This window comes from Bradyrhizobium sp. Pha-3 (assembly GCF_042258615.1).
Taxonomy (GTDB): Bacteria; Pseudomonadota; Alphaproteobacteria; order Rhizobiales; family Xanthobacteraceae; genus Bradyrhizobium.
Window position 1 is genome coordinate 5,820,209 of the sequence record NZ_CP170152.1, and the last position, 10,629, is coordinate 5,830,837.

Here is a 10,629-nt window from a genome sequence, read left to right on the forward strand (position 1 = left end):
AGAGGGATCGAGACGGGATGGGCGAGATTTGGGGGGTTTTGGCCGCGGTCGCGTCGAGCGCGCTCGGTGGAACCTCGATCGGGGCTACGCGGTTTCTGGTCGGTGCCATCGATCCACTGGCGATCGGCGCATTCCGCTTCGGCATCGGCGTCCTGCTGCTGCTGCCGTTGGCACTACTGCAGCCTGGAGGCTGGCCGCCGCGGCGCGACTGGCCCGGTGTCATCGGCCTCGGCCTCTTGTTCTTTGCGGCGTTTCCGATCCTGTTCAATGCCTCGCTGATCTTCACGACCGCCGCCCGCGGTGCGCTCGCGCTCTCGACGCTGCCGCTGCTGACCATGCTGGTCGGCGCGGCGCTCGGTGCCGAGCCGCTCACGGGGCGAAAGACCACAGGCGTGCTGGTCACCATCCTGGGCGTCTCGATGGCGCTGCTCTCCGGCCTCGCCACGGCGCCGCCGGGCGCCTGGCGCGGCGATCTCCTGATGGTCGCAGCCGCGCTCTGCATGGCGCTCTACAACATCTGGTCGAAGCCCTATATCCGCCGCTCCGGCCCAATCCCCTTCACCACGCTCGCCATGGCGGCCGGAGCTGCGGTCCTCATGGCAGCCGCGCTGCTACGCGGCAGCTTCGCACCGGTTGCGGAGTTCGGTGCGCCGCAATGGTTCGGCGCGGCCTATCTCGGCGCGTTCGGCGCCGCCCTCACCTTCTATCTCTGGGCCTTCGCGCTGGAGCGGACGACGCCGACCCGGGTTGCGATCTCGGTCACCGTCAATCCGATCGCCGCCTCGCTGGTCGGTGCAGCCCTGCTCGGCGAGCCGCTGAGCTGGAATCTGATGGCCGGCATCGCCACCGTGTTCGCCGGCATCTGGATCGCGACGTCCCAGCCGCAAGAGGCGCCTGCAGCGGCGACACCGGACGCGCCCTGAGCTACGGCCGTGCGCACCGGCAAAAGCCGTCAGCGAATCCGTGCTAGCTTGAGGGTCCGGTGAAACCGAAGCTGAGGCGGCACGCCATTGAACATTTCCCTCTACGACGTCTCCGTTTGGGTATTGCCGCTGGTCATCGCGATCACCTTCCACGAGGCGGCGCACGGCTTCGTCGCGCACCGGCTCGGCGACGACACCGCCTGGAAGCTCGGCCGCGTCAGCTTCAACCCGCTGAAGCACATCGATCCGTTCGGCACGCTGATCCTGCCCGCGGTGCTGCTGTTCGCGCATTCGCCGTTCCTGTTCGGCTATGCCAAGCCCGTGCCGGTGAATTTCCGCAAGCTCAACCATCCCAAGCTCGACATGGTGTGGGTGGCGTTGGCCGGCCCGGTCACCAACATCATTCTGGCGACCGCGGCGGCGCTGGCATTCCACGCGCTGCCACTGGTTCCAGCAGATGCGGCAAAATGGACCGCGGACAATCTGAAAAACGCGTTCCTGATCAACATCGTGCTCGCGATCTTCAACATGATGCCGATCCCGCCGCTCGACGGCGGCCGGGTCGCGGTCGGGCTGCTGCCGCGGCCGCTGGCGGTCCCGCTCGCCCGGCTGGAGCCCTACGGCATGCTGATCCTGATCGGGCTATTGATCCTGCTGCCGGTAATCGGCAGCCAGATCGGCCTAAATCTTGATGTTATTTCAACGATACTGCGAACTCTGACCGGCTATGTAATCAACGCCCTTCTCCTCATTACCGGAAACACATAGCCTTGATTTGCGGATGACCCGATCGGAACATCGGAACCCGATCTTCCAGGTTATGTGCAGGGACAGGGACGCTTCGAGGCCATGGTGATCAAAGCTGCCGATATGCTGATTGCACGACGCGCCGACACCCGCGCGCGGGCCGACTTTGCAACCTGGAAGATGATGGCGAAGCTGAACGGCGCCTCCGCCCTGCCGCCGGAAGCGCAGAATTTCCTCGCTATCTACAAGAAGCTGCTGGACCAGATGAACGACGGCGAGGCCAGCGAGGCGACGATCCAGGAGATGTATCGCACCTACTATGCGGAGATGGGCGGCGCTGGCAAGGCACCCGAGGTTCCGGCACGCTCGCGCGAACCGGCCGCCGACACCGGCAACGTGACTGCGTTCCGCCGCCTGCCCGCCAAGAAGGCGACCGCCGCTGCCCCGAACGCCAAGCGTCCGATGCCGGTGGCGCTGATCTTCGCCTGCCTCGTCGTGGTCTACGTCGCGATCCGCTACTACTGGAAATAGCGCGGTCCGCGCTTCAGGCCATCCCCCGCTTTCATCATCGACATGGACGCTGCGGCGTCCCGTCGCGCGTCACTGGCTGCTCGATCGCCGCAGCGTGGAATATCGCGCGCGATTGATCACGCCTGTGCCCTAGGCGATGCGCCCGATGCCGGGCATAGTGAGGAACTCAAGAACAAAAATCATACTGGAGGAAAGATGAAGCGTTCCATTGCAGCCTCGGTCAAGGCAGCCCTGGTCATGACCACGAGCCTCGTGCTCGCCGGCAGCGCGTCGGCGCAGACGATGGACAAGGTCGCCAAGGTCGGCGCCCTTGGCGATCAGTCCGGTCTCTATCAGGACATCGGCGGTCCCGGCTCGACGGTGGCGGCGCAGATGGCGATCGAGGATTCCGGGCTGCTGGCGAAGGGCTGGAAGATCGACCTGATCTCGGCCGATCACCAGAACAAGCCCGACGTCGCGGTCAACATCGGCAAGCAGTGGATCGATGTCGAGAAGGTCGACGTGTTCGTCGATCTCGCGGCCTCCAATGTCGGGCTCGCGATCGCCAACCTCGCCAAGGAGAAGAACGTCGTCAACCTCAACTCGGGCTCCGCCTCGTCCGACCTCACGGGCGCGCAGTGCTCACCGAACACGGTGCACTGGGTCTACGACACCTACATGCTCGCCAACGGCACCGGCAAGGCGCTGGTGAAATCCGGCGGCGACAGCTGGTTTTTCCTCACCGCGGACTATGCGTTCGGCCAAGCACTCGAGCGAGACACCTCGGCGGTCGTCACTGCGAATGGCGGCAAGGTGCTCGGCAGCGTCAAGCACCCGCTCAACAACGCAGACTTCTCGTCCTTCCTGCTGCAGGCGCAAAGCTCGAAAGCCAAGATCGTCGGTCTTGCCAATGCCGGCGGCGACACCACCAACGCAATCAAGCAGGCCGCCGAATTCGGCATCGTCTCGGGCGGCCAGAGGCTTGCGGGCATGCTGCTGTTCATTACCGACATCAACGCACTCGGCCTCAACGTCGCGCAGGGCCTGAACTTCACCGAGACATTCTACTGGGACATGAACGACCAGACCCGCGCCTTCACCAAGCGCTTCATGGAGCGCTTCAAGAAGAACCCTCCGACCATGGTGCAGGCCGGCGTCTATTCCTCGCTGATCCATTACTTCAAAGCATTGGAAGCGCTCGGCGGCAATCCGCATGACGGCCGCGCCGTCGTTGCCAAAATGAAGGAGCTGCCGACCGACGATCCGCTGTTCGGCAAGGGTTCGATCCGCATCGACGGCCGCAAGATCCACCCCGCCTATCTGTTCGAGGTGAAGAAGCCGTCGGAGTCGAAGTATCCGTGGGACTATTACAAGCTGGTCGCGACCATCCCCGCGGATGAAGCTTTCCTGCCGCTCGAGAAGAGCGCCTGCCCACTGGTGAAGAAGAGCTGAGACGTCGTCATTCCGGGCCTCGTGACGCAAGCGCCCGGAAGCCGTTAGGCTAGACTTACAATAGATAAATGGATTCCGGGCCCCGCGACTTCGTCGTCCCCGGAATGACGGAGACTTGCGCGAACTACTTCTTCTGTTTGTTGAACTTGAAATCGAGACTGAAGGAGAACTGATCGTCTGTCAGGTCCGCCGGGGGCGGTGGCACAGGATCGGAACGGCGCACCGTTGAGACCGCCGCTTCGTCATAGGCGGCGTCCCCGGACGATTCCATCACGGCGACCGACAACACCTTGCCGACACGGTTGATCACAAGGGCCACCTTCACCTTGGCATCCTTGACCTTGTTCTCCGGGAATTTCTTGTGCAGGTCGAAATAGGCGCTGATCTTCTTGCCCCATTTGGCTGTCAGCGCGAGCTTGTCCTTGCCAATGCCGGGATTGGGCGCCTTGGTGGTGTCCGACTGACGCGTCGCGTCCTCCAGCTTGGTTGGCGATTGGTCTTGGTGCTTCTCAGCGGCCTCGCTCGTCTCGGTCTGTACCTTGGCGACCTGGGCATCCTCTTCCTTCGGCTTCTTGCTGTTGTCTTCCGTGACGATGCGGTCGGCGTCCTCGGTCTCGGTCGGCTTGGCCTGCGGAAGGTCGGTCTCCTTGACCTCCGCCTTCTGCTGGGTCATTTCCGGCGAAGCTTCCTGTGCACGGTCCTCGGGTCCAGGGGGCGCCGAGTTATCCTCGTCGGTTGCTGAGGCGAGCTCGACGGCATATTCCGCGCCGGCAGCACCAAGCCCCTCGTTGCCGTCGTCGCCGCGCAAATTCGTCAGCGCCAGCGCCGCGCCGCCCAGATGCAGCCCGACCGCCGTCACGGCGGCGATCACCCAGAGCCGCTTCGAGGTCCGCAGATCGAGATCAGGGTTGGTGGACATCGCTGTTCGCCGTCAGGGTTTGGCCGGCTCGGCCGGTGCCGCCGCGGGCGCTCCCGGCACGCCCTCGAGCGTGACCAGCTTCACATGCGTGTAGCCGCCGGCGCGCAGCAGCTCCATCACGCCCATCAGCTCGCCATAGGGCACCATCCGATCGGCGCGCAGGAACACGTATTTGTCCCTGCTCATGTCGGCTACCGCATCGAGCGAATTGATCAAATCGGCCCGCTTCACCGCGTTCTCGCCGATCGCCAGCGTCAGGTCCGGCTTGATGCTGAGATAGGTCGGCTTGTCCGGCTTTTTCTGCGGCGTCGCGCTGGAGGTCGGCAGATCGATCGGCAGGTCGACGGTCGAGAGCGGCGCCGCCACCATGAAGATGATCAGCAGCACCAGCATCACGTCGATGAACGGCGTAACGTTGATCTCGTGGGATTCCGCGAAATCGTCGTCGCCATCGTTCTCGGAGATCGAGACTGCCATCGCCTACTCCGCCGCCGCGGCGCGCGGATGCGCAGTGCGCGGAACGTCGCCATGGGTGCGATCGAGGTCGCGCGACAGGAGCCGTCCCGCCGCGCCCGAGGCGCGATTGACGAGCTCGAGATAGACCTTCGTGACGCGCGAGAAATGGTTGTAGATGATGACCGCGGGGATCGCTGCGACGAGGCCGATCGCGGTGGCGAGCAGAGCCTCCGCGATGCCGGGCGCCACCACGGCAAGGTTCGTCGTCTGCGACTTCGAAATGCCGATGAAGCTGTTCATGATGCCCCAGACCGTGCCGAACAGGCCGACGAAGGGCGACGTCGCGCCGATGCTCGCAAGCAGGCCCATACCGACGCGGATCTTGCGGGCTTCGGCGCGCACGATCTCGGCAAAGCTCGATGCGGCGCGCTCCTTGATGCCGGCGTCGCTGGAGATACCCGCCGACAGTCGTCCCTCGCGCATCGCAGCCGCAATGAACGACGACAGCACGCTGCCCTTGGCGCCGAGTGCGAATTGCGCTTCCGCCAGCGACCGCGATTCAGCGATCTTGGTGAGTGCGCCGCGCAGCTTGCTCTGCGCCACGGTCAGCTCGACCATCTTGGCGATGAACACCGTCCAGGTCACGAGCGAGGCGAAAGCGAGACCGAGCATCACCGCCTTCACGATGATGTCGGCATTCAGGAACATGTTCCACGGCGACAATTCGTGCAGGCCGGTGCTGGTCGACTTCAGCACCTTGCCGTCGCCGCTCGCGGGCGCGGCCGGCGACGCATCGAGCGCCGTCGGTGCCGGAGCCGCTGCGGCGGGTGCCGGCGCGGCCTGAGTTTGCTGGGCTTGCGGCGCCGCGGGCGCCGGCTGGGCCACCGGCGCGGTCTGGGCAGCTGCCGCCGGCTGGACCTGGGCAACCGGCGGTTGGGCCACGGGAGCGGACTGCGCCCGGGTCACGGGCGCGGGCTGCGCGGCAGGCGCCGTTTGCTGCTGCGCCGAGGACGGCGCGGCCAGCATCAGCATCGCCAGCGAGGCGATCATGGCGGATGCAGCGGGGAACTTGAATGTCATCATCAGTTACACTTCAGCCCAGTGGCGGATCAGGTTGTGATAAATCCCGGTCAATTTGACCGTTTCAGGGTCATCGCGGCCCAGCCGCTCTACCAGAGCCTGGATCGCACTATCGAGATCGAAGATCAGGCTGCGCGCGTGGGCATCCCGTACCATGCTCTGCAGCCAGAAAAAAGACGCTACCCGGGTCCCCCGCATGACCGGCGTGACCAGATGCAAGCTGGAAGCAGGATAAACGACGAGATCGCCCGCCGGCAGCTTGATTTCATGGGATCCGTAGAGGTCTTCAATGACGAGCTCGCCGCCATCATAGTCTTCCGGCTCCGATAAAAACAGCGTGACCGAGAGGTCGGTGCGGATCCGCAAGCCCGTCAGTTTGTCGCCCCGCACCGCATTATCGACATGCAGCCCGAAATGGTGCCCGTCGCTAGCGGCATAGCGGTTGAACAAGGGTGGAAAGATTCTAAGCGGGATCGCCGCCGAGATGAAGCGCGGGCTCGCCGACAGCGCCGACAGGATCCGGTTGCCGAGCTGCCGCGCGACCTCGCTGTCGGGCGGCAGCTGCTCGTTGCGTTTGACCATCGCGGACGCAGCACCCGCAGTCGAGCGGCCGTCCTCCCAATCGCCGGCATCCATGATGCGGCGGAAGTCCGCCACATCAGCCTTGCTCAATACGTCGGGAATACAGACCAGCATCTTGTGCCACGAAGCCTCCGTCAGTAACGCGCAGACACAACGAGATACGCAGCGCGTCCCGGCGCCTCGAGCACGAACGGTGCTGCGCTCTGGTACAGCGCGTCATAGTAGCGCTTGTCGAAGATGTTGTTGACGAACAGCTTCATGGTCCAGTGCTTGTCGATCTTGGCCTCGGCGAAGGCGTCGAAGCGCCAGTAGCTCGGGATCGACGTGCCCTGGTTTGCCGCGAGGAAGGTGCCGCCGTACATCTTGGAGCGATACACCGCTTGCCCGCCGATCTCCCACATGTCGGTCAGCTGATATTTCGAGAGCATGCTGAACGACTGATGCGCCACGTTGGCGAGCGGCAAGCCAACGTTCGAAGTGTACAGAATCGTGTTAGCTGGCGGAATGTTCGATTTGGTCACCTCCGACTGCATTAAGACGAGGCCGCCGAACACGCTCCACTTGTCGGTGATCTTGCCGCCCACTCCGAGATCGATGCCGCGGATGCGATAGGCCGCGCCGGCGCTGATGCAGGAGATAGTTCCGGTCGTACCAGCCGGATAGGGACATGCGGCGGTTGCAGTCGCCGCGGTGACGTTCATGGATTCGCGCGCGTTCTCCTTCTCAGTCTGGAACAGCGCCGCCGTAACCAGCAAATGACGATCGAACAACTCCCACTTGGTGCCGACTTCAATCGCCTGGTTTTTCTCCGGCCCGAAGATCTGGTTTGGATTGCCGTTGAGAACCGGCGCGATGCCACCATACTGAATGCTCGTGCCGTCGAACTCCGCGCCGACGGGGTTGGATGACGTGGCATAGGCGGCATAGACGCTACCGTTCGGCAACGGCTTGAGCGTCACGCCGAGGTTGAAGTTCGGCATGCCGTAGTCTTGCTGTTGCTGACCGAAGACGTTCGCGACACCATTGACCGTACCATAGCCGCTGGTCTTGATGGTGTAGTCGTCATAGCGGACGCCACCATTGAGGATGACGAAGTCGTTGTAGTTGGCGGAATCCATGACGTATCCGCTCACGGTGTCGATCCCGATCTTGGTCGGCCTGCCGCTGAGGCTCGGGCTGCCCGTAAACGGGATGTTCGTGTATTGCGGGTTGAAGACGCTGACGCCGGAGAGCGAGCCGCTCCCCGTGAAGGACGATGTGCCGGTCGTTATTTCGGAGGCCAGGCCGGTGAAGCTGTCGATCGAAGACCGCTCGTTGTCGTATTCGACGCCGGCCGTCGTGGTGTGCTTGAACCCGAGACCGTCGACCGACTTGTAGGTCGCCTCGGTCTGGTTGGCGAACACGTCGGTAACCTGGAAGCGGCTTTGCGGGTTGGCCGTGAGTGTATAGCTCGTGAACGGGGCGCCGGCGGCGAGCGTCGGCGATTCCGGCAGCGTGCCGATGTATTTCTGGGTCGAACGCGATTCCCGGATCTTGTTGCTGATCGTCAGGTCCGGCGTGATCTGCACCTCGGCATTGATCGTGCCGATGTCCTGCCCGGTCCTGAAGAAGTCGCGATTGACGAAGCCGTAGAAGTTATTGCGGTTGACGCCGAAGTCCGGGAACGGGCCGCCGGCCGTGCTCGCGGTGCTCGGCCGGTAGTAAGGCACGCCGAAATCCGGGATGCCGGTGAGTTCGGTATGGATGTAGTTGCCGCTGATCTTCACCGCATCGACCGGCTTCCACGTTCCGGCCACGAACGCGCCGTCGCGATTGTCGGTGACATAGCTGCGGCCGGCGACGCCGGCATCCTGGAACAGGCCGCCGGCGCGGATCGCCAGCGTCGGGCTGATCACCTGGTTGACATCGAGCGTCACCCGCTTGGTGCGATCGGTGCCGAACGAGGTGTCCATGTTGTAGAAGCTGTTCTCCGTGGTCGCCTGCTTGGTGACGATGTTGATCGCGCCGCCGGTGGTGCCGCGGCCCGCGAAGGACGATCCCGGGCCGCGCAGGATCTCGACCTGCTCGGTGAAGAAGTTCTCGCGGACGCTGACGCCGGCGTCGCGTACGCCGTCGATGAAGATATCGTTGCGCGCGTCGAAGCCGCGGATGAAGAAGCGGTCGCCGAACGCATTGCCGCCCTCGCCCGTGCCGAGCGTGACGCCGGCCGTCGACAGGATCGCTGATTTCAGCGAGGTGGCGTTCTTGTCTTCGAGCACATCCTTGGTCAGCACCGTGACCGATTTCGGCGTGTTCAGGATCGGCTCGGGATACTTCCCAGATGCCTGCAAACGGTCGCCCTTGTATGGCGCGGCCGGATCCGCATAGCGGTCGCGGTCAGCGGGAAGACCGCCGGCGTTGGGAAACGGCACCGGCGCCTGCTGGGCCTGCTGATTGCTGCGGCGCGCGGCGCGGCGCAGTGCGTTGCGGGCGCGGACCTGGTCCGATGTGGGCTTTGACGTGACGGGCCGCGGACGCGCGACCGGGGCGTCGACATTCACCGGCGGCAGGCTGGATTGCTGCGCTTCAGCCCCCGAAAACGACGCCACCGCGATCAGGCTCGCGACTGCGGAGACCTTCGTGGCGGAATAACCCGTATCATCGGCCCAACCGATCGCCGCATCGAAGCGCAGCGATCTCGGCGCCTTCACATTGCTCATTTCTTGCACGCCCCCAGAAAGCAAGTCCGTTCGCGAAATCACAGCGCGACGAACTGTCTCTTTCGGTTATCGAGCGCGACTTTTTTTATCAATGCGATCAGCGCCACATTTTGCTTGAATCGCCCCAATTCAAAGCGATTCTAATCTGTGGTTTGATATCGTTCTAAACTCTGGTTTTTAAGCGTTCTAATAATCGTTCTAAACTCATGCCAACGCGGCCGCGCCTTGCAGGCGCCAGCCAATGCGCCTCGCCAATCACTCGGCGCTAGGCGGCTTCATCAGCGAGAACAGCTCGTCGATGGTCCGCTGCGCGACCTGACGCACGCGGTCGCTGTTCTCGAGGCCGGCGATATTGACGCCGTTGACGACAGCTTTGATCTCGTCGCGGAAGTCGGTGAGAAAACGCAGCGGGTCACGCTGCTCGTTGGCGACGCGCGCGATCAACCCGGTGAGCAGGATCTGGCATGCCATCATGCGCCCGTTCAACTCGTCCATCGCTGCCCTCATCCTCTCGCATCGTCGCTGCGCGATATGAACGACATCCCGCGGCGTTTCAACCGCGTCGCGCAAGTTGCATCGGGTGAACGGATGGAGAGCAGGTCTGAACGCAGCGAGGCGCCCGCTATTTCGCGGCGATGTGCCCGGCATCCTCGCCGAGCGCCTTGATGCGATCCTTGACCTCGCGCAGCGTGGCCAGTCCGCTCTCGACATGTTTGTCCGATACATCGCGGAGCACGTCGCCGGCGATCGCATCGCGCAGACTGTCGAGATCGTCGACGAGACGGCGCCCGCTCTTCGTCAGGAACAGCCGATTGGCGCGGCGATCCCTGGGATCGGGACGGCGTTCGAGCAGGCCGTGTTCGACGAGGCGGTCAAGCAGCCGCACCAGCGAGATCGGCTGTAACTCGAGCACGTCGGCAAGGTCGACCTGGGACAGTCCTTCCTGCTCGCGCAGGCGGAAGAGCACGATCCATTGTGCGCGCGTGGTGCCTCGCGCCTTGGCGCGATGATCGATATAGTTGCGCAGCAGCCGGGAACTCTCGACGAGCTGCGCAATGAACTGGCGTTTGAGATCGAGCGACATGGGGTCCTCGGTGCGTTTCCCAGACAGAATGTTTCTGCTCGTTTCTGGCCTAAACCTTTCCAAATGTTTAGGATTCTCAAGCCTTGGTGTGTTTACACATTAAGTGCACGCATATTATATCCGCAAGCTCTGTGAACCGTTTCGATCACCCTTTATTGTTACGTCGAGCCCAAGAGT

The 10,629-nt window shown here is 63.4% G+C and carries 11 protein-coding genes; 4 read left to right on the forward strand and 7 right to left on the reverse strand.

The window, feature by feature from the left end:
* Positions 1–17: 17 nt before the first annotated feature.
* From ACE10Z_RS27760 to ACE10Z_RS27775, 4 genes are all read left to right on the forward strand, one after another.
* Complete coding sequence (locus ACE10Z_RS27760) at positions 18–923, forward strand: DMT family transporter (protein ID WP_375783600.1); 906 nt, start codon at positions 18–20, stop codon at positions 921–923.
* 87 nt (positions 924–1,010) lie between these two features.
* On the forward strand, positions 1,011–1,691 hold the full coding sequence (locus ACE10Z_RS27765; protein WP_375783601.1) for a site-2 protease family protein: 681 nt from the start codon (positions 1,011–1,013) through the stop codon (positions 1,689–1,691).
* Between the two features lie 102 nt (positions 1,692–1,793).
* Positions 1,794–2,201, forward strand: coding sequence for a hypothetical protein (locus ACE10Z_RS27770; protein ID WP_375789937.1), 408 nt, complete (start codon positions 1,794–1,796; stop codon positions 2,199–2,201).
* Positions 2,202–2,396: 195 nt separating this feature from the next.
* Positions 2,397–3,632 carry an ABC transporter substrate-binding protein gene (locus ACE10Z_RS27775; RefSeq protein ID WP_375783602.1) on the forward strand — a complete coding sequence of 412 codons (1,236 nt, stop codon included), beginning with the start codon at positions 2,397–2,399 and terminating at the stop codon, positions 3,630–3,632.
* 124 nt (positions 3,633–3,756) lie between these two features.
* On the opposite strand, the gene ACE10Z_RS27780 is transcribed toward ACE10Z_RS27775, so the two are convergent.
* From ACE10Z_RS27780 to ACE10Z_RS27810, 7 genes are all read right to left on the reverse strand, one after another.
* Positions 3,757–4,551: a TonB family protein gene (locus ACE10Z_RS27780; protein WP_375783603.1), complete on the reverse strand. Its 795-nt coding sequence runs from the start codon at positions 4,549–4,551 to the stop codon at positions 3,757–3,759.
* A 12-nt stretch (positions 4,552–4,563) separates the two neighbouring features.
* A complete protein-coding gene (gene exbD, locus ACE10Z_RS27785; RefSeq protein ID WP_375783604.1) occupies positions 4,564–5,028 on the reverse strand; it encodes a TonB system transport protein ExbD in 465 nt (154 codons plus the stop codon).
* 3 nt (positions 5,029–5,031) lie between these two features.
* Positions 5,032–6,090 (reverse strand): tonB-system energizer ExbB, encoded by a 1,059-nt coding sequence (exbB, locus tag ACE10Z_RS27790; protein ID WP_375783605.1) that lies wholly within the window; start codon positions 6,088–6,090, stop codon positions 5,032–5,034.
* A gap of 3 nt (positions 6,091–6,093) precedes the next feature.
* Positions 6,094–6,783, reverse strand: coding sequence for a Fe2+-dependent dioxygenase (locus ACE10Z_RS27795; protein WP_375783606.1), 690 nt, complete (start codon positions 6,781–6,783; stop codon positions 6,094–6,096).
* Between the two features lie 20 nt (positions 6,784–6,803).
* Positions 6,804–9,368: a TonB-dependent receptor gene (locus ACE10Z_RS27800; protein WP_375783607.1), complete on the reverse strand. Its 2,565-nt coding sequence runs from the start codon at positions 9,366–9,368 to the stop codon at positions 6,804–6,806.
* 255 nt (positions 9,369–9,623) lie between these two features.
* Positions 9,624–9,863, reverse strand: coding sequence for a hypothetical protein (locus tag ACE10Z_RS27805; protein ID WP_028334316.1), 240 nt, complete (start codon positions 9,861–9,863; stop codon positions 9,624–9,626).
* Positions 9,864–9,990: 127 nt separating this feature from the next.
* Positions 9,991–10,452: a MarR family winged helix-turn-helix transcriptional regulator gene (locus ACE10Z_RS27810; protein ID WP_229170276.1), complete on the reverse strand. Its 462-nt coding sequence runs from the start codon at positions 10,450–10,452 to the stop codon at positions 9,991–9,993.
* Positions 10,453–10,629 lie beyond the last annotated feature (177 nt).

Coding starts and splice junctions, on each gene's coding strand:
- ACE10Z_RS27760 (WP_375783600.1), top strand. CDS start 18: ATGGGCGAGATTTGGGGGGTTTTGGCCGCGGTCGCGTCGAGCGCGCTC.
- ACE10Z_RS27795 (WP_375783606.1), bottom strand. CDS start 6,783: ATGCTGGTCTGTATTCCCGACGTATTGAGCAAGGCTGATGTGGCGGAC.
- ACE10Z_RS27800 (WP_375783607.1), bottom strand. CDS start 9,368: ATGAGCAATGTGAAGGCGCCGAGATCGCTGCGCTTCGATGCGGCGATC.
- ACE10Z_RS27775 (WP_375783602.1), top strand. CDS start 2,397: ATGAAGCGTTCCATTGCAGCCTCGGTCAAGGCAGCCCTGGTCATGACC.
- ACE10Z_RS27780 (WP_375783603.1), bottom strand. CDS start 4,551: ATGTCCACCAACCCTGATCTCGATCTGCGGACCTCGAAGCGGCTCTGG.
- ACE10Z_RS27810 (WP_229170276.1), bottom strand. CDS start 10,452: ATGTCGCTCGATCTCAAACGCCAGTTCATTGCGCAGCTCGTCGAGAGT.
- exbD (WP_375783604.1), bottom strand. CDS start 5,028: ATGGCAGTCTCGATCTCCGAGAACGATGGCGACGACGATTTCGCGGAA.
- ACE10Z_RS27805 (WP_028334316.1), bottom strand. CDS start 9,863: ATGGACGAGTTGAACGGGCGCATGATGGCATGCCAGATCCTGCTCACC.
- exbB (WP_375783605.1), bottom strand. CDS start 6,090: ATGATGACATTCAAGTTCCCCGCTGCATCCGCCATGATCGCCTCGCTG.
- ACE10Z_RS27770 (WP_375789937.1), top strand. CDS start 1,794: ATGCTGATTGCACGACGCGCCGACACCCGCGCGCGGGCCGACTTTGCA.